The sequence below is a fragment of the Ruegeria sp. AE4 genome, from assembly GCF_056542185.1.
On record NZ_JBQFZK010000002.1, the window covers coordinates 12065 to 31726 of the forward strand.

At 59.5% G+C, this 19662-nt stretch carries 20 protein-coding genes; 12 read left to right on the plus strand and 8 right to left on the minus strand.

Features of this window, described 5'->3' with window-relative positions; translation table 11 throughout:
• On the plus strand, positions 1-1743 hold the full coding sequence (locus ACR0EK_RS04265) for a peptidoglycan -binding protein (protein WP_480487546.1): 1743 nt from the start codon (positions 1-3) through the stop codon (positions 1741-1743).
• Positions 1744-1986: 243 nt separating this feature from the next.
• Here the strand turns inward: ACR0EK_RS04265 and clpA are convergent, their stop codons facing one another.
• Both clpA and gloB read right to left on the minus strand, forming a co-directional pair.
• Complete coding sequence (gene clpA / locus ACR0EK_RS04270; protein ID WP_480482288.1) at positions 1987-4311, minus strand: ATP-dependent Clp protease ATP-binding subunit ClpA; 2325 nt, start codon at positions 4309-4311, stop codon at positions 1987-1989.
• A 174-nt stretch (positions 4312-4485) separates the two neighbouring features.
• Positions 4486-5253, minus strand: a complete 768-nt coding sequence (gene gloB / locus ACR0EK_RS04275) for a hydroxyacylglutathione hydrolase (RefSeq protein ID WP_480482287.1) — start codon at positions 5251-5253, stop codon at positions 4486-4488.
• Between the two features lie 61 nt (positions 5254-5314).
• Between gloB and ACR0EK_RS04280 the strand changes: the two genes are divergently transcribed.
• The 7 genes from ACR0EK_RS04280 to ACR0EK_RS04310 all read left to right on the plus strand — a co-directional run bounded on the left by ACR0EK_RS04280 (position 5315) and on the right by ACR0EK_RS04310 (position 11672).
• The gene (locus ACR0EK_RS04280) at positions 5315-6049 is read left to right on the plus strand and encodes a class I SAM-dependent methyltransferase (protein WP_480482285.1); all 735 of its coding nucleotides are present in this window, start codon (positions 5315-5317) and stop codon (positions 6047-6049) included.
• 302 nt (positions 6050-6351) lie between these two features.
• A complete protein-coding gene (locus ACR0EK_RS04285) occupies positions 6352-6912 on the plus strand; it encodes a F0F1 ATP synthase subunit delta (RefSeq protein ID WP_209598051.1) in 561 nt (186 codons plus the stop codon).
• On the plus strand, positions 6913-8451 hold the full coding sequence (gene atpA, locus ACR0EK_RS04290) for a F0F1 ATP synthase subunit alpha (RefSeq protein ID WP_209504804.1): 1539 nt from the start codon (positions 6913-6915) through the stop codon (positions 8449-8451).
• A 12-nt stretch (positions 8452-8463) separates the two neighbouring features.
• Positions 8464-9339 (plus strand): F0F1 ATP synthase subunit gamma, encoded by an 876-nt coding sequence (locus ACR0EK_RS04295; RefSeq protein WP_480482282.1) that lies wholly within the window; start codon positions 8464-8466, stop codon positions 9337-9339.
• A 20-nt stretch (positions 9340-9359) separates the two neighbouring features.
• Complete coding sequence (gene atpD, locus ACR0EK_RS04300) at positions 9360-10784, plus strand: F0F1 ATP synthase subunit beta (RefSeq protein WP_209504802.1); 1425 nt, start codon at positions 9360-9362, stop codon at positions 10782-10784.
• 12 nt (positions 10785-10796) lie between these two features.
• Entirely contained in the window at positions 10797-11207 is a 411-nt protein-coding gene (locus ACR0EK_RS04305; RefSeq protein WP_480565317.1) for a F0F1 ATP synthase subunit epsilon, read from the plus strand.
• 114 nt (positions 11208-11321) lie between these two features.
• A complete protein-coding gene (locus tag ACR0EK_RS04310; RefSeq protein ID WP_480482280.1) occupies positions 11322-11672 on the plus strand; it encodes an H-type lectin domain-containing protein in 351 nt (116 codons plus the stop codon).
• A gap of 28 nt (positions 11673-11700) precedes the next feature.
• Here the strand turns inward: ACR0EK_RS04310 and rpiB are convergent, their stop codons facing one another.
• Entirely contained in the window at positions 11701-12150 is a 450-nt protein-coding gene (gene rpiB, locus ACR0EK_RS04315) for a ribose 5-phosphate isomerase B (RefSeq protein ID WP_267362998.1), read from the minus strand.
• Between the two features lie 105 nt (positions 12151-12255).
• Positions 12256-13275, minus strand: a complete 1020-nt coding sequence (locus ACR0EK_RS04320) for a ribose-phosphate pyrophosphokinase (protein WP_209504798.1) — start codon at positions 13273-13275, stop codon at positions 12256-12258.
• Between the two features lie 107 nt (positions 13276-13382).
• Between ACR0EK_RS04320 and ACR0EK_RS04325 the strand changes: the two genes are divergently transcribed.
• Positions 13383-13985, plus strand: a complete 603-nt coding sequence (locus ACR0EK_RS04325) for a DsbA family protein (RefSeq protein WP_480557821.1) — start codon at positions 13383-13385, stop codon at positions 13983-13985.
• Between the two features lie 14 nt (positions 13986-13999).
• Entirely contained in the window at positions 14000-14815 is an 816-nt protein-coding gene (locus ACR0EK_RS04330; RefSeq protein WP_480565320.1) for an alpha/beta fold hydrolase, read from the plus strand.
• Here ACR0EK_RS04330 and ACR0EK_RS04335 read toward each other — a convergent pair.
• From ACR0EK_RS04335 to ACR0EK_RS04345, 3 genes are read right to left on the minus strand one after another with little or no spacing between them, the layout of a single operon-like run.
• The gene (locus ACR0EK_RS04335) at positions 14802-15836 is read right to left on the minus strand and encodes a threonine aldolase family protein (RefSeq protein ID WP_267362995.1); all 1035 of its coding nucleotides are present in this window, start codon (positions 15834-15836) and stop codon (positions 14802-14804) included. The genes ACR0EK_RS04330 and ACR0EK_RS04335 overlap by 14 nt on opposite strands.
• Positions 15836-16309: a YcgN family cysteine cluster protein gene (locus ACR0EK_RS04340; RefSeq protein WP_209504795.1), complete on the minus strand. Its 474-nt coding sequence runs from the start codon at positions 16307-16309 to the stop codon at positions 15836-15838. Before ACR0EK_RS04340 ends, ACR0EK_RS04335 begins: the two co-directional genes overlap by 1 nt.
• Complete coding sequence (locus ACR0EK_RS04345; RefSeq protein WP_480565323.1) at positions 16306-17238, minus strand: bifunctional riboflavin kinase/FAD synthetase; 933 nt, start codon at positions 17236-17238, stop codon at positions 16306-16308. Before ACR0EK_RS04345 ends, ACR0EK_RS04340 begins: the two co-directional genes overlap by 4 nt.
• A gap of 261 nt (positions 17239-17499) precedes the next feature.
• Here ACR0EK_RS04345 and ACR0EK_RS04350 point away from each other — a divergent pair, with 261 nt between their 5' ends.
• Both ACR0EK_RS04350 and ACR0EK_RS04355 read left to right on the plus strand, forming a co-directional pair.
• Positions 17500-18081, plus strand: a complete 582-nt coding sequence (locus ACR0EK_RS04350; RefSeq protein ID WP_480487559.1) for a methylenetetrahydrofolate reductase C-terminal domain-containing protein — start codon at positions 17500-17502, stop codon at positions 18079-18081.
• Entirely contained in the window at positions 18078-19067 is a 990-nt protein-coding gene (locus ACR0EK_RS04355; protein ID WP_480475455.1) for a methylenetetrahydrofolate reductase, read from the plus strand. The genes ACR0EK_RS04350 and ACR0EK_RS04355 overlap by 4 nt, the downstream gene beginning before the upstream one ends.
• 75 nt (positions 19068-19142) lie before the next feature.
• Here the strand turns inward: ACR0EK_RS04355 and ACR0EK_RS04360 are convergent, their stop codons facing one another.
• Positions 19143-19586, minus strand: a complete 444-nt coding sequence (locus tag ACR0EK_RS04360) for a MaoC family dehydratase (protein ID WP_267362989.1) — start codon at positions 19584-19586, stop codon at positions 19143-19145.
• Positions 19587-19662 lie beyond the last annotated feature (76 nt).

Consider the following 19662-nt stretch of genomic DNA (forward strand, 5'->3'; position numbering starts at 1 on the left):
ATGGCGCTGTCCCGCCGCACCGGTCAACGGTTCCAGGGCTCGGTCTGGCCCGGTTTCGTCGACGCGATGACGGGGCTGTTGATGGTGCTGACCTTTGTGCTGACCATCTTCATGGTGATCCAGTTTGTGCTGCGCGAAACCATCTCGGGTCAGGAAGACGAACTGACCACATTGGCCGACGAAATCGCGGCGCTGGCGGGGGCGCTGGGGCTGGAAGAACGCGAAAACAGCCGGTTGCAGGCGCGGCTTGGGGCGTTGAATACCACCCTGTCGCAGGCCGAAGACGATCTGGCGCAAGCCCAGTCACTGATCGCATCACTGACCACCGAGCGCGACCGACAGGCTGTCGCTTTGGATCAGGCACAGACCCGGATCACCAATTTCGAAGCGCAAGTTGCCGCCCTGCTGGCCGAACAGGAACGGGCACTGGGTGATATTGCAGCGCTTGAATCGCAGCGCGCGAAACTGCTGACCGAGCAGGAGGCGTTGAACCTGGCGCTTGCCCAAAGCCGCGAGGAAATCGACGCACAGACCGAAGCCGCCCGTTTGGCCGCTGCCCGTCGGGAAGCACTGGAAGCACTGGTGGCGGATCTGGAGCAAGGCAGCGCCGACCGGGACGCCCAGATCACCAACCTTGAACAGCAGCTCAGCGATGAAGAGGCCGCCCGTCTGGCCGAAGCCGCCGCCGCCGAAGCATTGCGTAACCGCCTTCAGGATGCCGATGCCGAACTGACGGCCATGACACTCGCACTCGAAGCGCAGCGCAAAGAGGCTGAAGACACACTCACCCTGCTGGCGGCAGCACAGGCGGCGCGTGCCGCGTTGGAGCGTCAGTTTGGCGACGTGAACCCCGATGAACTGCGGGCCCAGCTTGAATCCGCTTTGCAGGCGCAGACACAAGCGCAGGCGGATGCCGATGCGCAACGCTCTCTGGCCGAGCAGCGGCAGGCCTTATTGGACCTCGCCAATGCGACGCTTTCGGATGAAAAAGAAATCTCTGCCGAGGCGCAGAGAGAGGCCGCCCTGCTGAACCAGCAGATCGCCGCCCTGCGCGGGCAATTGGGCTCTTTGCAGGCTTTGCTTGATGATTTCGAAGAACGCAACGCCGCCGCCGAGGTGCAGATTCAGACCTTAGGGCAGGACCTGAACGCCGCACTGGCCCGTGCCGCATCCGAAGAACGCAGGCGCCGTCTGCTGGAAGAAGCGGAGCGCCTGCGTCTTGAGGCCGAGGCCAAGGCTCTGGCCGGGCAGAACCAGGAACTGGCGGCACAGGCCGAGGACCTGCAACGCTATCGCTCGGAATTCTTTGGTCGTTTGCGGGACGTCCTTGGCGGTCAGGAAGGGGTGCGCATCGAAGGCGACCGGTTCGTGTTCTCGTCCGAGGTTCTGTTTCCGACCGGGTCCGCCGTGCTGTCCGCAGAAGGGCAGCAGGAAGTCGCCAAGGTGGCCAGCATCCTGCGCAGTGTCGCTGCTGAAATCCCGCCCGGTCTGAACTGGGTGATCCGGGTCGACGGCCACACCGACAACGTTCCTCTGGCCGGGTCGGGCAGGTATCGCGACAACTGGGAGCTCAGCCAGGGTCGCGCGCTGTCGGTTGTGCGCTATATGGTTGACGCGCTGGGCATTCCGCCCAACCGCCTTGCAGCCAACGGGTTTGGTGAATTCCAGCCCGTCAATCCGGCTGACACGCCCGAGGCACGCGCGCAAAACCGCCGGATCGAGTTGAAGCTGACCGAAAGGTAAGGCCACTGGCCCTTAGCAGTCACGAAAACAAACAGCCGATCCGCAACCGGTTAGTGGCGATCCCGGCCACAGTGACCCGAACCGTTGGAAAATCAAGGCGGTGCATGTCCGCCAGACGTTTCACACGCGGCCTAACCGAGATGCCAACGCGACGCCGGGTAGGCGGGTGGGCCTTGCCAGCGCTGGGCGAAACCAAAAAAACCCGCCTTGGTAGGCGGGTTTTCTGTTAAATGCGGCGGGCGATCAGTCCGCCGTCAGAAGCGGAGGCTTGTCACCCGAAATGCGCGGTTGATCCGGGCCAAGGATCTCAAGATCCAGATCACCTTTCTTGACCGAGACACGGACCACACCGCCTTTTGCCAGCTTGCCAAACAACAATTCTTCGGCCAGCGGTTTCTTGATGTATTCCTGAATGACGCGACCCAGCGGGCGCGCACCCATCTTGTCGTCATACCCTTTATCCGCCAGCCATTCGGCGGCTTTGGGTGTCAGATCAATGGTCACACCACGATCCAGCAACTGCGCTTCCAGTTGCAGGACGAATTTCTCGACCACCTGCAAAATGACCTCTTTCGGCAGCGGCGCGAACGAGATCACGGCATCCAGACGGTTGCGGAATTCCGGCGTGAACATGCGTTCAATCGCGGCGGTGTCTTCGCCCTCGCGACGGTCACGACCGAACCCGATCGCGGCCTTGGCCTGCTCTTGCGCCCCCGCGTTCGAGGTCATGATCAGCACCACGTTGCGGAAGTTCACTGTACGGCCGTTATGGTCGGTCAGTTCCCCATGGTCCATCACCTGCAACAGGATGTTGAACACGTCCGGGTGCGCCTTTTCAATCTCGTCCAGCAGCAACACACAATGTGGATGCTGGTCGACACCGTCGGTCAGCAGGCCGCCCTGATCGAACCCGACATAGCCCGGAGGCGCGCCGATCAGACGGCTGACCGCGTGTTTCTCCATGTATTCCGACATGTCGAAACGCAGCAGTTCAACGCCCAGCGTGTCCGCCAGCTGTTTCGCCACCTCGGTCTTGCCCACGCCGGTCGGGCCGGCAAACAGATAGTTGCCGATGGGCTTTTCGGGTTCCCGCAGGCCGGCGCGGGCCAGTTTGATTGCGCTGGCCAGCGCCTCGATCGCCAGATTCTGACCAAACACCACCCGTTTCAGCGAGGCTTCGAGGTCTTTCAGCACCTCGGCATCGTCCTTGGTGACGTTCTTGGGCGGGATGCGGGCGATCTTGGCAACCACGGCCTCAATCTCTTTGACACCAATGGTTTTGCGCCGTTTGCTTTCCGCCACCAGATGCTGCGCCGCGCCAGCCTCGTCAATCACGTCGATGGCCTTGTCGGGCAGCTTGCGGTCGTTGATGTAACGTGCCGACAGCTCGACCGCCGTTTTGATCGCATCAGCGGTATACTTGATGTCGTGATGTTTTTCGAAATAAGGCTTCAGACCGCGCAGGATCTTGACGCTGTCTTCAACCGAAGGCTCGTTCACATCGATCTTCTGGAACCGGCGCGACAGGGCGCGGTCCTTTTCAAAATGCTGGCGAAACTCTTTGTAGGTGGTCGAGCCCATGGTGCGCAGCTTGCCGCCCTGCAACGCAGGTTTCAGCAGGTTCGAGGCATCCATTGCCCCGCCCGAGGTTGCACCAGCACCGATCACGGTGTGAATTTCGTCGATGAACAGCACCGCGTCGGGGTGCTCTTCCAGCTCGGTTACAACCGCTTTCAGGCGTTCCTCGAAATCGCCGCGATAACGGGTCCCGGCCAGCAGCGCACCCATGTCCAGCGAGTAGATGGTGGTGTTTGCCAAGACATCCGGCGCCTCTCCAGCGACGATCTTGTGCGCCAGACCTTCGGCGATGGCGGTTTTGCCCACGCCCGGATCGCCCACCAGCAGCGGGTTGTTCTTGCGGCGGCGGCACAGCACCTGGATGCAGCGTTCCACCTCATCCGCCCGCCCGATCAGCGGATCGACATCACCCGCACGCGATTTCGCGTTCAGGTCAATGCAATATTTCCCAAGCGCACTTTCCTTTTGTTCCGTGTCGCCGGAACCTGTCTGAGCTTCTTCTTCCACCTGATCCGCACCGGATACCGACCGGCTTTCGCCATACGCGGGGTCTTTGGCCACGCCATGGGCGATGAAATTGACCGCGTCATACCGGGTCATGTCCTGTTCCTGCAGGAAATAGGCGGCATTGCTTTCGCGTTCAGCGAATATCGCGACCAGCACATTGGCACCGGTCACTTCGGTCCGGCCCGAGCTTTGCACATGAATCGCGGCGCGTTGAATGACGCGCTGGAACGCTGCCGTTGGTACGGCTTCGGACCCGTCAATATCCGTGACCAGATTCGATAGGTCCTCGTCGATGAACTCAACCAGAGTGCTGCGCAACTCGTCCAGATCAACGCTGCACGCTTTCATGACGCGTACCGCATCGGGTTCTTCCAGAAGCGCCAGCAGCAAATGCTCCAGCGTTGCAAATTCGTGTCGCCGTTCATTCGCAGCCGCAAGGGCCGCGTGGATGGCTTGTTCCAGTGTGCTCGAGAATGAAGGCACGCGGGTGCTCCTCTGTCTTGGGTCAGAAGGGGGCGGGCTTTCGGCCGGAACCCCATCCCAACCATGTCCTCATACTATTAGAGTTTGGTTGATCGTGGCCCGGCTTCAAGGGTTTTCTTTCACTTGACAGTCACATTTGTTGTGACCGTGGCCGTGAAGAGGGGCAAATAAGCATCAGAACCTGTCTTTTCTACCCCGGATTTCGGCGAAAACCGCCGCAGGATCGGCGTTTACCATACCAAGATGGGCCTGAATCGCCGGATCCGTGGCCCTCAGGAACGGGTTGGTGGCTTTTTCAAGCGCCAAAACCGACGGAACAGTGGCTTCGCCAGCGGCGCGGGCGCGGTCGATATCGGCAATTCGCTGTTTCAGCGCAGCGTTCTCGGGATCGACGGTAATGGCGAATTTCGCGTTGGATTGTGTATATTCATGCCCCGAACAGACAAGGGTGTCGTCCGGCAAAGCGGCCAGCTTGCTCAGCGACGCCCACATCTGCGCCGGGCTGCCTTCGAACAGACGCCCACACCCGAGGGCCATCAGGCTGTCAGCGGTAAAGACGACCGCGCTTTGCGGAAGATAAAACGCGACATGACCAACCGTGTGCCCCGAAACGTCCAGCACCTCGACCAGTTCGCCACCCACCTCAAAGCTGTCGCCTTCGGCAACCTGCTGGTCCAGCGGGGGCAGGCGGTGCGCGTCGGCGGCCGCACCGATGACCTTTGCGGGGTGATGGGTCAGAATTTCGGGCAGCCCTTCAACGTGATCCCAGTGATGATGGGTCAGCAGCACATGTGACAAGCTCCATCCCCGATCTTCCAGTGCTGCAAGAATCGGCGCGGCTTCGGGCGCATCGATCAGCGCAGTCTGGCCATTGCCGCTGTCATGGGCCAGAAAGGCGTAATTGTCGCTGAGGCACGGGATTGTAACGATTTCAAGAGGCATGGCCTTTTGCCCTTTCATTGCTAGACTGCGCCCAGCTAAGCCGATTGACCGGATGTCCGCAATGCATCTTGATGTGCAGGATCTGAGGAACTTCTACTACCGCAGCACCCTTGGGCGCGCGGCACAGGCAGCTATTCGCGGGCGGCTGACCGAGCTCTGGCCCGAAGCCAAAGGTCAGACCGTTGCCGGTTTTGGCTTTGCCGTGCCGCTATTGCGCCCTTATCTGGCCGGTGCGCGCCGGGTCATCGGGCTGATGCCCGGCCCGCAGGGCGTGATGCCCTGGCCTGCGGGGATGCCCAATGTCTCGGTGCTGACAGAAGAAACCCGGTGGCCCATTGAAACCGGTCACGTGGACAAGCTGGTGGTGATGCACGGGCTGGAAACGTCCGAGCGGCCAAACCAGCTGCTGGAGGAATGCTGGCGTGTTCTGGGCCCTGGTGGCAGGGCCGTGTTCATTGTTCCGAACCGGGCGGGTCTGTGGTCACGTACGGACAAAACGCCATTTGGCTTTGGTCGTCCCTATTCCGCCACTCAGCTGGAAAATCAGCTCAGGTCGCATTACTTCCTGCCCGAGGCGCATTGCTCGGCTCTTTACATGCCGCCGTCCTTCCGGCGGTTCTGGTTGAAATCGGGCAGTCTGATCGAAAAAACCGGACAGCGCATTCCAACTGTCATGGCGGGCGGGGTGTTGATGGTTGAGGTCACAAAGAACATTCATCCGCCTCGGGGCAATGTCACCAAAGATGCCATAAGGAAGCCGATCAAGGCGCTTGACGGTTTGCTAAAGCCTGCATGACAACTGCGTGCATCCCAAAGTGACAAATTCGCGAGAAAAAAGTCACAGGAATCGCAAAAACCTGCATATTCGTAACATTTTTCAACCGGGTTGACGGGTCCAAACGGTCGCACTTGGTGTAAGTGTATGAAAATTAACATTTTGTGGATAAATCTGTTACCGCTATAGCGTATTGCTTGGTTGGTTCACCTCTGCTACATCCCCGGTGATTTTGATCCCCGACCGTCTGGCCGGGGTTTCCTCACGCCCCAAGGTAGCGGCCGCTACCCAAAATCGGGGCCTCAAATATCGGAAGGGTGGACGTGTCCGAACCAGCTTCGATTTCCACAGGCATCGCCGAGCGCTATGCCACCGCGATCTTCGAGATCGCAAAAGAGAATAATGACCTTGCGGGTCTGGAATCCGGCATCAATGATCTGGCAGCAGCACTGGGCGACAGTGCCGACCTGCGTGACCTGATCGCATCGCCTTTGATTTCGCGGGCCGAGCAAGAAGGAGCAATTGCCGCTGTTGCTGACAAGATGGGGCTGAACGCCATCCTGCGCAACACGCTGGCTCTGATGGCGCAGAAACGCCGCCTGTTTGTTGTGCCGCAACTGGTGCAGGTGCTGCGTGACATGCTGGCAGATGAGCGTGGCGAAGTGACCGCCGATGTCGCCTCGGCCAAGGCGCTGACCAAGACACAACTGGAAAAACTGTCCAAGACGCTGTCCGAGCGTGTGGGCAAGACCGTAACTATCAATGCGACCGTGGATGAAAGCCTCATCGGCGGTCTTGTCGTCAAAGTGGGCTCGAAAATGATCGACAGTTCGATCCGTTCGAAGCTGAACTCCCTACAGAATGCAATGAAAGAGGTCGGATAAATGGGAATCCAAGCTGCAGAGATTTCTGCAATCCTGAAGGACCAGATCAAGAATTTTGGTCAGGAAGCCGAAGTGGCCGAGATCGGTCGCGTGCTGAGCGTCGGTGACGGGATTGCCCGTGTATATGGCCTGGACAACGTTCAAGCCGGTGAGATGGTCGAATTCCCCGGCGGCATCATGGGTATGGCGCTGAACCTGGAAAGCGACAACGTCGGTGTCGTTATCTTCGGTTCTGACCGTGACATCAAAGAAGGTGACACTGTCAAGCGCACCAACTCGATCGTGGACGTTCCGATCGGTGACGAGCTGCTGGGCCGTGTTGTTGACGGTCTGGGCAACCCGCTGGATGGCAAAGGTCCGATCAATGCCACCAAGCGTGGCGTTGCAGACGTCAAGGCACCTGGCATCATCCCGCGTAAATCGGTGCACGAACCGATGGCAACCGGCCTGAAATCGGTTGACGCGATGATCCCGATTGGCCGTGGCCAGCGCGAGCTGATCATTGGTGACCGCCAGACCGGTAAAACCGCTGTGGCTCTGGACACCATCCTGAACCAGAAGGTCTATAACGAAGCAGCAGGCGACGACGAGTCGAAGAAACTGTACTGCGTTTACGTTGCGATCGGTCAGAAACGTTCGACCGTTGCCCAGCTGGTGAAGAAACTGGAAGAATCCGGTGCGATTGAGTATTCGATCGTTGTCGCCGCAACCGCGTCCGACCCGGCACCGATGCAGTTCCTGGCACCCTATGCCGCAACCGCGATGGCGGAATACTTCCGTGACAATGGCCGCCACGCGCTGATCATCTATGATGACCTGTCGAAACAGGCTGTGTCCTACCGTCAGATGTCGCTGCTGCTGCGCCGCCCGCCGGGCCGCGAAGCCTATCCGGGTGACGTTTTCTACCTCCACTCCCGCCTGCTGGAACGTTCGGCGAAGCTGAACGAAGACTTCGGCGCAGGTTCGCTGACCGCTCTGCCGGTTATCGAAACCCAGGGTGGTGACGTTTCGGCCTTTATTCCGACCAACGTGATCTCGATCACCGACGGTCAGATCTTCCTGGAAACCGAACTGTTCTATCAGGGCATCCGTCCTGCTGTGAACACCGGTCTGTCGGTTTCGCGTGTGGGCTCGTCGGCTCAGACCGACGCGATGAAATCGGTTGCCGGTCCGGTCAAGCTGGAACTGGCTCAGTATCGCGAAATGGCGGCCTTTGCACAGTTTGGTTCCGACCTCGACGCCGCAACCCAGCAGCTGCTGAACCGCGGTGCGCGCCTGACCGAGCTGATGAAGCAGCCGCAGTACTCGCCGCTGACCAACGCGGAAATCGTCTGCGTCATCTTCGCGGGCACCAACGGTTACCTCGATAAGATCGACGTGTCGGATGTTGGCCGCTACGAGGCTGGCCTGCTGGCGCATCTGCGCGGCAAGCACGCTGACCTGCTGAAGTGGATCACCGACGAAGATCCGAAGATCAAAGGCGACGCGTCCGACAAACTCAAAGCAGCGATCGACGAATACGCCGCGACCTTCGCTTGATAGGAGGTTCCGATGCCTAGTCTGAAGGACCTTAAAAACAGGATCGAGTCGGTCAAATCGACCCGCAAGATCACCAAGGCCATGCAGATGGTCGCGGCCGCAAAACTACGCCGCGCCCAGGAATCTGCCGAAGCCTCGCGCCCTTATGCCGAGCGGTTCAATGCCGTGATGGCCGGGCTGGCGGCGTCGGTCGGGGGCAGCGACAGCGCCCCCAAGCTGCTCCGTGGTACGGGCAGTGATGATGTCCATCTGCTGGTTGTGTTGACAGCTGAACGCGGCCTGTGTGGCGGCTTCAACTCGAACATCGCCAAGCTGGCCCGCCAGAAGGCGGAAGAGCTGCGCGGCAAGGGCAAGACGGTCAAGATTCTGACCGTCGGCAAGAAAGGCCGCGACGCGCTCAAGCGTGATTTTGGCGATCTGTTCGTTGGGCATGTGGACCTGAGCGAGGTCAAGCGTCTGGGTTATTCCAACGCGCAGGACATCGCAAAGGACATCCTGTCCCGCTTCGACGGGGGCGAGTTCGACGTTGCCACGATCTTCTACTCGAAGTTCGTCAACGTTGTGACCCAGATCCCGACGGCACAGCAAGTCATCCCCGCCTCGTTCGAGGAATCGGAAGGTGACGACAGCGGTGCCATTTTCGACTACGAGCCCAGCGAAGAGGCCATTCTGGCCGACCTGCTGCCCAAGGGGGTTGCGACCGCGATCTTCTCGGCTCTGCTCGAAAACGGAGCGTCTGAACAGGGCGCGCGGATGTCCGCAATGGACAACGCGACACGCAACGCGGGTGAGATGATCGACAAGCTGACGATCCAGTTCAACCGCTCGCGTCAGGCCGTGATCACCAACGAGCTGATTGAAATTATTTCCGGCGCCGAGGCGCTGTAGAGACAAACCGGAGACGAAACATGGCGAATGCAAAAGGCAAAGTCACACAGATCATCGGGGCCGTCGTCGACGTGCACTTCGAAGATCAGCTGCCTGAAATTCTGAACGCGCTGGAAACCACCAACAACGGCAAGCGCCTGGTGTTGGAAGTTGCTCAGCACCTGGGTGAAAACACTGTCCGCACCATCGCGATGGACGCGACCGAAGGTCTGGTCCGTGGTGAAGTGGTCACCGACACCGGTGCACCGATCTCGGTTCCGGTTGGCAACGCCACCCTGGGCCGCATCCTGAACGTGGTCGGCGAGCCGATCGACGAAAAAGGCCCGGTTGAGGCAACCGAAGCGCGCGCGATCCACCAGCCCGCACCGACCTTTGCCGAACAGTCGACCGAGTCCGAAGTTCTGGTCACCGGCATCAAAGTGGTTGACCTGCTGGCCCCTTACGCCAAAGGCGGTAAGATCGGCCTGTTCGGCGGCGCCGGCGTTGGTAAAACCGTTCTGATCATGGAACTGATCAACAACATCGCAAAAGTGCACTCGGGCTTCTCGGTGTTTGCGGGTGTTGGTGAACGGACCCGTGAAGGCAACGACCTGTATCACGAGATGATCGAATCGAACGTGATCAAGCCGGACAACCTGTCGGAAAGCCAGGTGGCCCTGGTTTACGGTCAGATGAACGAGCCTCCGGGTGCGCGTGCGCGTGTTGCTCTGACCGGTCTGACTCTGGCCGAGCAGTTCCGCGACCAGTCCGGTACCGACGTTCTGTTCTTCGTCGACAACATCTTCCGCTTTACACAGGCGGGTTCCGAGGTTTCGGCTCTGCTGGGTCGTATCCCGTCCGCTGTGGGCTACCAGCCGACACTGGCTACCGACATGGGTGCCCTGCAGGAACGCATCACCTCGACAAAGGCCGGATCGATCACTTCGGTGCAGGCGATCTACGTGCCTGCGGACGACTTGACCGACCCCGCGCCGGCAACCTCGTTTGCTCACTTGGATGCGACCACCGTTCTTAACCGTGCGATCTCGGAAAAGGGTATCTACCCGGCGGTTGACCCGCTCGACTCGACCTCGCGCCTGCTCGACCCGGCCATCGTCGGCGAAGAGCACTACAAGGTTGCGACCGACGTTCAGCAGATCCTCCAGCGCTACAAGTCGCTGCAGGACATCATCGCCATCCTCGGCATGGACGAACTGTCGGAAGAGGACAAGCTGACCGTGGCCCGTGCCCGTAAGATCGAACGCTTCCTGTCGCAACCGTTCGACGTGGCCGAGGTCTTCACCGGCTCGCCGGGTGTTCAGGTTCCTCTGGATGTCACCATCTCGTCGTTCAAGGCCGTTGTGGCTGGCGAATACGATCACCTGCCCGAGGCAGCCTTCCTGATGGTTGGCGGCATCGACGAAGTGATCGCCAAAGCCGAAAAAATGGCAGCAGCAGCCGCCTAAGGAGTATCCCTGATGGCAAACACGATGCATTTCGACCTCGTCAGCCCCGAGCGGAGCCTTGCTTCGCTCGAGGTCACCGCGGTCCAGATTCCCGGCGCGGACGGGGACATGACGGCGATGCCCGATCACGCCCCCACCATCACAACGCTGCGCCCCGGTCTGCTGAAGGTTGAGGCACCCGAAGGGTCCAGCGAATACCTGGTCACCGGCGGGTTTGCCCAGATCAACGGCGACAGCCTGTCGGTTCTGGCCGAAAAGGCGGTTCCGGTTTCGGAAATCACCCGTTCGCATATGGACCAGCTGATTGCCGAGGCGCGCGCCTCGCACGAAGCGGCAAAAGGCGGCGACGATATGTCGATCGTCGACGAAGCCGCCAAGCTGCTGGCCGATATGGAAGCTCTTGGGACGCATATGAGCCTTTAATTGGCTTAACACTGAAAAACTGGAACGGCCTCGCAATTGCGGGGCCGTTTTTTTGTCGTGCTTTTGCCAGAAAGCCGGGGTAAGTTGCGGAAATTCAAGTATAATGATGAAAACATGAAAAAATTTCTGACCCATCCCATTGGCATCGATCAGGGTGAAAGTGTTCTGTTTTCGGAATTTGCCGAAGGCGGGGACATGTGGACTGGCGAAGGCCCCCGCGAACGTCGGAAACCCATCCAATTCAAGGGCACGTTTCTTAGCCCGCCCATGGTTCAGATCGGGATTTCCCTTTGGGATGTCGACACATCATCAGCCCTGCGCGCCGAGGTTCAGGCAGAAAACATCACCTCGGAAGGGTTTGAAGCGGTGTTTCGGACATGGTCCGACACGCGGATTGCCCGCATCCGGATCAGCTGGACTGCGTTTGGAGAGGTGGCACACCCGGACGACTGGAACATTTCCTGATCCGGGGCTTACAGGACAGGCGCAGGACTCAGTCGTCTTGCGCTTCGATCATATCGACCCGTGTGGCGTGGCGGCCACCTTCGAATTCGGCACCCAGAAACGCATCCACAATATCCAGCGCCTGACCTTCGCCGACAACGCGCGCGCCAATCGACAGCATGTTGGCATTGTTGTGCTGGCGGATCATCCGCGCAGAAAACGCATCCGAACAGACACCGCAGCGAATGCCGGGCACCTTGTTTGCGGCCATCATGATGCCCTGACCCGTGCCGCAGAGGATAATACCCAATTCGCAATCACCCGATGCAACAGTCAGTGCCGCGGCCTTGCCGTGTTTGGGGTAATGGGTGCTTTCAGGGGTCGTCGGGCCGATATCGACCACGTCCCAGCCTTGCTGCGCGATGTGGTTGGCCACAGCCTGACGCAGCTCGATTGCCGCGTGGTCGCTGGAAAGAACAATGCGTTTGTTGCCAGTCATGGAGATCGGTCCACTTGTGTCGCTGATCGCGCACATGGGTCAGGCTTGTGCGCAATCGGTGGTTCAAAAAGAAAGGGACGACACATCCTGTCGCCCCGTCCAAACTCAATCCATCTGGTACATGGATTCGTAGATCGGTGTCAGCGTCTTGTCTTCGAACAGGGATGACACGCTGGTTCCGTTCCAGATGTTCAGGATCGCCTGCGTAAAGATAGGCGCGGTCGGAACAATGCGGATGTTCTTGGCGCCCAAAATCTCTTTGGTCGGCTGGATGGTGTCGGTCAGCACCAGCGACTTCATCACCGAATTTGTCACCCGTTCCACCGCAGGGCCGCTCATGACGCCATGCGTGATGTAGGAATGAACCTCTTTCGCACCGTTATCCAGCAGCACCTGCGCCGCCTTGCACAGCGTTCCGGCGGTGTCGCACATGTCGTCCACGATCAGACAGATCTTGTCCTTCACATCCCCGATCACGGTCATCTCGGCCACTTCGCCAGCTTTCTCGCGGCGCTTGTCCACGATCGACAGAGGGGCGTTGATCCGCTTGGCCAGTTCGCGTGCGCGGGCCACGCCGCCCACGTCGGGTGAGACCACCATGATTTCATCTAGATTTCCCTTGAACTGATGCTTCACATCCAGCGCAAAGATCGGCGAGGCATAAAGGTTGTCCACGGGCATATCGAAAAAGCCCTGAATCTGGGCCGCGTGCAGGTCCATTGTCAGGATCCGTTCGATCCCGGCCCCTGTCAGCATGTTGGCCACCAGCTTGGCGCTGATGGGCGTGCGGGCCTTGGTGCGACGGTCCTGACGGGCGTACCCGAAATACGGGATCACGGCGGTGATCCGCTGCGCGGACGACCGGCGCAGCGCATCGGCGATGATCAGCAGTTCCATCAGGTTGTCATTGGCCGGGTTCGAGGTCGGTTGGATAATGAACATATCCTCGCCGCGCACATTTTCGAACACTTCCACGAAAATCTCACCGTCGTTGAACCGTTCGACACGCGCATCGACCAGACCCTGATCAACGCCTCGGTACAGGCTCATGCGGCGTGCGATGGCTTGGGCAAGCGGAAGGTTGGCGTTCCCAGCGATAAGCTTGGGTTCGTGAAGTGTCGGCATCGGCTGAGGTCCCCGGGCAGCAATGGCAATGTGACAGAATCGTGATGTTGACACCGCTTAGCATGGCCTTACCGTCCCGCAAAGGTAACGCAGCGGAGAAAGTGCACATGACCCAGATTGACTACTTTTTTGCGACACTCTCGCCCTATTCCTATCTGGCAGGGATGCGGTTGGAAGAAATCGCGGCGAAACACGGCGCCACGATCAACTATAAGCCGCTGGACATTATCGCCCTGTTCGCGCGCACCGGGGGAACCCCTCCGAAAGACCGGCATATCTCTCGTATCGAATACCGCGCACAGGAGCTGCTGCGCCAATCCAAGAATCTGGGGATGGAGTTCAATCTGAAACCCGCGCACTGGCCGACCAACATGGCCCCGTCATCTTATGCGGTTATTGCCGCGATCAAGGACGGCTCGGGCGATGTGGGCAAGCTGAGTCATTCCTTCCTTCGCGCCTGCTGGGCCGAGGAAAAGGATATCGCACAGGACGATGTTATCCGCGAATGTCTGACGCAAGCCGGGTTTGATCCCGGTCTGGCAGACAGCGGCTTGCTGGTGGGGGCAGAAACCTATGCCGCCAACCTAGAGGAAGCCGTGGACCGGGGTGTCTTCGGCGCACCGTTCTATATCACGCCCGACGATCAGCGGTTCTGGGGTCAGGACAGGCTGGACGATCTGGATCGGCATCTGGCCAAGATGAACGGGTGACGGTCAGGGCCGTGATGCAATCCGTTTTCGTCAGGCACTTGGGTGAGGGGGAGCGGAAACTGCTCGCCCTCCATTGCACGATTGCGCATTCCGGTGCCTGGTCTGGTTTGGCCAGTGCGCTGGATGGCTGCGCGTCATTTATTGCCCCGGATATGCTGTCGCATGGGCGCAGCCCGGATTGGGACGGGCAGGGTGATTTCTTTGACGCTGTGACCAAACCCGCCTTGGCTGAATTGACCGAACCCATGGATGTAATCGGGCATTCCTTTGGGGCGATGATCGCGCTCAGGCTGGCGATCGAACATCCTGACCGCGTGCGCAGCCTGATCCTGATCGAACCCGTGTTCTTTGCAGTTGCAAAACAGGATGCGCCGCTGTTGTTCGACCAGCACGAACGGGACTCCGAGCCGGTCAATGCGGCCTTCGCGTCTGGTGACAAGGTTTTGGCCGCGCGCCTGTTCAACAGGGCGTGGAGCACGAAGATCAGCCCGAAATGGCCTGATTTGCCCGAGCGCACGCGGGCAAATATGGTGCGCGGGATCGATGCGGTTCCCGCTGTGCAGCCTGTGCTCTATGACGATCAGGCAGGGCTGCTTGACCCGGATCGGCTCCGGCGTGCATCGATGCCGATCCTGCTGCTGAGCGGGTCAGAGACGCCGCCGGTGATCCACGCGATTTGCGCGGGGCTGCAACGGCGCCTGCCTGATGCGCGCCATGAACGCATCAACGGCGCAGGGCACATGCTGCCGATTTCACACCCTGATGAAACCGGCGCTTTGATGCGGGCGTTCTGGCAGGCCAACGCCCCGATAGGCGTTAAAGCAGATTGAGAAACTGATCGATCTCCGCCGCTCCGATGGACCAGTCGCAAACCAGCCTGCACGCGAGGTTTTCGTTTTCATCCTCGCCGTCCAGCTCTGCCCCCCAAAGGTGATAAACCGCGCCGGCCTCGTGCAGCTGCTTGTGCTTCGCGCGTGGGAATGAGGCAAAGATCATATTGGCCTGCGGTTCGTGCAAAAATGCGGCCCCCTTGGCGCGCAAACCCTCGGCCAAGCGGGTGCAGTTGTCATTGGCCTGACGTGCCATCTTCAGCCACAGGTCGTCTTCCAGATAGGCCGCCATCTGAGCGGACAGATAGCGGTGCTTGGAAAACAGATGCGCCCCGCGCTTGCGCCGCAGCTCAAACTCCCAGGCTTTGCTTTCATCAAAGAACACCACCGCCTCGACACCCATCAGACCGTTCTTGGTGCCACCAAAACTGACAGCATCCACACCTGCTTTCCACGTCATATCCGCCGGGGAACAGTTCAGCGCAACCAACGCGTTGGTAAAACGCGCACCGTCCAGATGCACAGGCAGGCCGTACGTCTTGGCGACCCCGCACAGGGCCTGCAACTCTGCCAGCGAATAAACCGATCCGCGCTCGGTCACTTGTGTGATCGACACGGGTCCGCGCTGCGGCCCATGTACGCCGCGTGTTTCTTCGCCCAGAATTGACCCGCGCAGCGCCTCAGGGGTCATCTTGTCTCCGCCCGGAACCAGGGTCAGCTTGGCGCCGCTGTAAAACTCCGGTGCGTTGCATTCGTCCTCGTGGATATGCGCGACTGGGGAACAGAAAACCGTTTCCCAAGGCTTTGACAATGTTGCAAGGGCCAGAGAATTCGCGGCTGTCCCCGTCGCCACCAGATAGACCGCAGCACCCGGAGCCTCGAAGATGCTGCGGATACGGTCGCGCACCTCGTTCATCAGCGTATCCGCACCATAGGCCATCTGATAGCCCTGATTGACCTCGGCCAGCCTGGCCATGACCTGCGGATGAACCGGCCCGGAATTGTCAGACGCGAAATGCATCAGCTTGGCTCCTCGATTATGTAATCTTCCCACTCTTCCATGGGTGTCTCAAACTCGGACACTGTGCGCCCCTGAACCGAGACCCCGGCGGCATGCACACTGTCCGCTGTACCAGATATCAACGGGTGCCAGTCGTAAAGCGGTTTGCCTTCCCACAGCAACCGATACGCGCAGGTTTGTGGCAACCAATAGGCATGTTCGTCGATATTGTCGGGGGTCATGACGATGCATTCGGGCACGAATTGATGCCGGATGTCGTATTGTACGCAGCGGCAGCTTTCGTCATCCAACAGGCGGCACGCGACGCAGGTCAGGGCAACCTCGCCCGTGTCTTCATCTTCCAGCTTGTTTAGGCAGCATTTGCCGCAGCCATCACACAACGCCTCCCACTCGCGCTGGTTCATTTGGCGCAGGGGTTTGCGCTCCCAAAACCGGGCAGGCAGGCCCGTGCGTTCAATCGGATCAACACTCATAGGGCGGTCAGAACACCGCGGGCCTGTTCGCAGTCGGCATCCATCTGCGTGATCAGACTCTCCAGCCCGTCAAATGTCATCTCGGGGCGCAGAAAGTCGATCAGACCCACCGATAGGGTCGCCCCGTACAGATCGCCCGAAAAGTCGAACAGGAAGGTCTCGATATTGGGCACCTGACCGTTAAACATCGGACGCACCCCGATCGAGGCCGCACCGTGATAGCTGCCTTTATGCGGCCCATCCAACACATCCACCAATACGGCGTAGACACCGAACTTTGGCGGGTGCAGCCCTTCGATGGACATGTTCGCGGTGGGAAAGCCCAATTCGCGCCCGCGCTGTTCGCCCCCGATCACTTCGCCTTCGATCCGGTGCCAGTGTCCCAGCATCGCGGCTGCGTCCCGTGGTCGGCCGTCGCTCAGCGCGGTGCGAATGGCGGTTGAGGACACAACGTTTTCCGACCGTTCCATCAAAGGCGCAATCGTCACGCCGAACCCCATGTCCCGCCCGAACCGCACCAGATCCTGCGCCGTGCCGCTGCGGCCCTTGCCAAAGCAGAAATCGGCCCCCACCACGACATGCGACAGGCCCAGCCCGTCGCAGATCACGTTGCGTGCAAACTCTTCCGGCGATAGCCCTGCCAGCGCGGCGTTGAACGGCAGTTCATACAGCTTCTCTACGCCCAGCTTTTCCAGCCGGTGCGCCCGCGCATTGCCCCGCATCAGGCGGAACGGAGGCGTGTCCGGCGCAAAATACTCCCGCGGATGCGGCTCGAAGGTCAACACACCCAGCGGCGCGTCTGGCGCAGCATTACGGGCCAGTTCGATGACCGACTGGTGCCCCAAATGAACGCCGTCGAAATTCCCGATTGCCACGCTGGCGCCGCGATCTTCTGGCTGGACGAACTGGATATCCCGGATGATGTGCATAGACGATTGCGTAGCGGCGCGAGTCAATTTGTTCAAGCGGCAGTTTGAATTCCAAGAATGCGATCCTGCGAATGAGCTTTGAACATTTCGCTTGGCCGGGAAAATGCACGAGGCCAATCCAAGTATTTCAGGTCAGGCGCCTCCAACCGCTTGATTCAAAAAAAACTCTGGGTTTAGACTGAAAATCCGGTCCCCTGGATTTAGGCGCACCGGATCAAAGCCCGGCCAGGTTCGAACGAACCCAGCACAGGAGGCAGACCCATGTACCGAATGCGACTGTTCGCGATTCGTCATGCCCGCACTTTCGAGTGGATCTATAAATGTGTCGAACGCGGCATGGTCGCGATGGACCCGCTATTTGCAAAGATCGGATATAACCGCGTCGAACGCCCCATCGCACTGGTCGAGAAGGGCGTCAAAACCCTGTTGTTCGATTGCAAGATGTGCGGGCAATGCGTGTTGTCATCCACCGGCATGTCCTGCCCGATGAACTGCCCAAAGCAATTGCGCAATGGCCCATGTGGCGGCGTACGTCCCGGCGAGTTTTGTGAGGTGAAGCCGGATATGAAATGTGTCTGGGCCCTGGCTTGGAACGGAGCCAGCCGCATGCGGAACGGAGCCGACAAGATAAAAGAAGTTCTGCCACCGGTGGAGCACACGTTGAAAGGCTCGTCATCCTGGTTGCGGGTCAGCCGCGAGATTGCAGCGCACGAGCGCGAGACCCGGGATGCTGCCCGATTGGCGCTGGCCGAGGCATTCCCCGAAGCGCGCGAGAATGAACCTTCTGCGGCACCACTGGCCGCCGAACCACCCAACGCGATAAACCGGGAACTGAAGAAATGAGTGATACCCATCGCAACGAGGTGGAGCCGATTGGCTATGTTCCGGTTCCCCAAGGATATGTGTCGCACAGCCGGTTGGAAAAGGTACTCCGTTCAGGCCGTTTCGCAGTCACCGCCGAATTGAACCCACCCGACAGTGCCGACCCCGAGGATGTTTTTCAGGCGGCCCAACCGCTTGGTGAAGTGGCTGACGCGATCAATGCAACCGATGCTTCGGGCGCGAACTGCCATATGTCCTCGATTGGGATTTGTGCCTTGCTGACGCGCGCGGGTTATTCTCCGGTCTATCAGATTTCCTGCCGCGACCGGAACCGGATTGCCATTCAGGGAGATGTTCTGGGGGCTGCGGCGTTGGGCGTCAGTAACGTGCTGTGCCTGACCGGCGACGGCGTCGGCGTCGGGGATCAGCCGGGGGCAAAACCGGTTTTCGATTTCGATTCCCTGACCCTGTTGCGGACGATCCGCACGATGCGCGATCAGGGAATGTTCCTTTCTGGTCGTAAGATCACGCGCCCGCCGCAACTGTTCCTTGGTGCTGCCGAAAACCCCTGTATCCCGCCTTATGACTGGCGACCTGACCGTCTGGCAAAGAAGGTTGAGGCCGGGGCCGAGTATATTCAGACCAATTACATCTACGACATTCCGCTGTTCGAGAAATTCATGGCGCGGGTGAGGGACGCGGGGCTGGACAAGAAAGTGTTCATCATCGCGGGCGTCGGCCCCATCGCGTCAGCGCGTGCGGCACGCTGGATGCGCAGCAATGTTCCCGGCATTCACATCCCCGATCAGGTCATCGAGCGGATGGAGAAAGCCGAAAAGCCAGCTGACGAGGGCAAGAAGATCTGTATCGAACTGATCCAGCAGATCCGCGATATCGCGGGGGTGTCCGGCGTTCATGTGATGGCCTACAGGCGCGAACACGTGGTGTCAGAGATCATTCTGGAATCCGGTGCGTTGAAAGGGCGAAAACGCGCCCGACCGTCCTGAAAGGCACAGGCAAAAAACAGCGTCCAAACAAAAAAGGCGCCGGTCGGGCGCCTTTTGCATGGAAGTGTTCGCCGATCAGTCGAACTTGCGCGACGGGGCCAGTACCATGGCTTCACCGATCAGAACCTTCTTGCCCTCGACCGAGCAATGGCAATCCAGTTTGACGCGACGCTTGGAAAAGTCGATGTCGATAACTTTGACCTCGGCGTAAACCATGTCACCGGGGCGCACGGGGGCCAGGAACTTCAGTGACTGCCCCATATAGACCGTGCCATGGCCCGGCAGTTGTTCGCCAATCACGGCCGAAATCAGCCCAGCTGTCAGCATCCCGTGCGCGATGCGCCCTTCGAAGATTGTATCGCGGGCATAATCATCATCCAGATGCACCGGATTCCGGTCTGTCGAGATCTGCGCAAACATCTCGATATCTTCGTCCGTCACCACTTTGCGCAGGTGGCGGGACATGCCCATTTCGATGTCTTCGATACAGATCGTTCCGCGTGGAAGATTGTCCAACATGTTGCCCTCACTCGAAATCGACCGAGAAAGAAAAAACCACTATCCGGCCTAGGTTGGCAACTTTATTACTTCGCAG

What these genes read in the sequence shown, in the direction of transcription:
- ACR0EK_RS04265 (WP_480487546.1), top strand. Translation starts at nt 1, where the DNA reads ATGGCGCTGTCCCGCCGCACCGGTCAACGGTTCCAGGGCTCGGTCTGG.
- gloB (WP_480482287.1), bottom strand. Translation starts at nt 5,253, where the DNA reads ATGCCTCTTGAAATCGTTACAATCCCGTGCCTCAGCGACAATTACGCC.
- ACR0EK_RS04280 (WP_480482285.1), top strand. Translation starts at nt 5,315, where the DNA reads ATGCATCTTGATGTGCAGGATCTGAGGAACTTCTACTACCGCAGCACC.
- atpA (WP_209504804.1), top strand. Translation starts at nt 6,913, where the DNA reads ATGGGAATCCAAGCTGCAGAGATTTCTGCAATCCTGAAGGACCAGATC.
- ACR0EK_RS04295 (WP_480482282.1), top strand. Translation starts at nt 8,464, where the DNA reads ATGCCTAGTCTGAAGGACCTTAAAAACAGGATCGAGTCGGTCAAATCG.
- atpD (WP_209504802.1), top strand. Translation starts at nt 9,360, where the DNA reads ATGGCGAATGCAAAAGGCAAAGTCACACAGATCATCGGGGCCGTCGTC.
- ACR0EK_RS04305 (WP_480565317.1), top strand. Translation starts at nt 10,797, where the DNA reads ATGGCAAACACGATGCATTTCGACCTCGTCAGCCCCGAGCGGAGCCTT.
- ACR0EK_RS04310 (WP_480482280.1), top strand. Translation starts at nt 11,322, where the DNA reads ATGAAAAAATTTCTGACCCATCCCATTGGCATCGATCAGGGTGAAAGT.
- rpiB (WP_267362998.1), bottom strand. Translation starts at nt 12,150, where the DNA reads ATGACTGGCAACAAACGCATTGTTCTTTCCAGCGACCACGCGGCAATC.
- ACR0EK_RS04320 (WP_209504798.1), bottom strand. Translation starts at nt 13,275, where the DNA reads ATGCCGACACTTCACGAACCCAAGCTTATCGCTGGGAACGCCAACCTT.
- ACR0EK_RS04325 (WP_480557821.1), top strand. Translation starts at nt 13,383, where the DNA reads ATGACCCAGATTGACTACTTTTTTGCGACACTCTCGCCCTATTCCTAT.
- ACR0EK_RS04330 (WP_480565320.1), top strand. Translation starts at nt 14,000, where the DNA reads ATGCAATCCGTTTTCGTCAGGCACTTGGGTGAGGGGGAGCGGAAACTG.
- ACR0EK_RS04335 (WP_267362995.1), bottom strand. Translation starts at nt 15,836, where the DNA reads ATGCATTTCGCGTCTGACAATTCCGGGCCGGTTCATCCGCAGGTCATG.
- ACR0EK_RS04340 (WP_209504795.1), bottom strand. Translation starts at nt 16,309, where the DNA reads ATGAGTGTTGATCCGATTGAACGCACGGGCCTGCCTGCCCGGTTTTGG.
- ACR0EK_RS04345 (WP_480565323.1), bottom strand. Translation starts at nt 17,238, where the DNA reads ATGCACATCATCCGGGATATCCAGTTCGTCCAGCCAGAAGATCGCGGC.
- ACR0EK_RS04350 (WP_480487559.1), top strand. Translation starts at nt 17,500, where the DNA reads ATGTACCGAATGCGACTGTTCGCGATTCGTCATGCCCGCACTTTCGAG.
- ACR0EK_RS04355 (WP_480475455.1), top strand. Translation starts at nt 18,078, where the DNA reads ATGAGTGATACCCATCGCAACGAGGTGGAGCCGATTGGCTATGTTCCG.
- ACR0EK_RS04360 (WP_267362989.1), bottom strand. Translation starts at nt 19,586, where the DNA reads ATGTTGGACAATCTTCCACGCGGAACGATCTGTATCGAAGACATCGAA.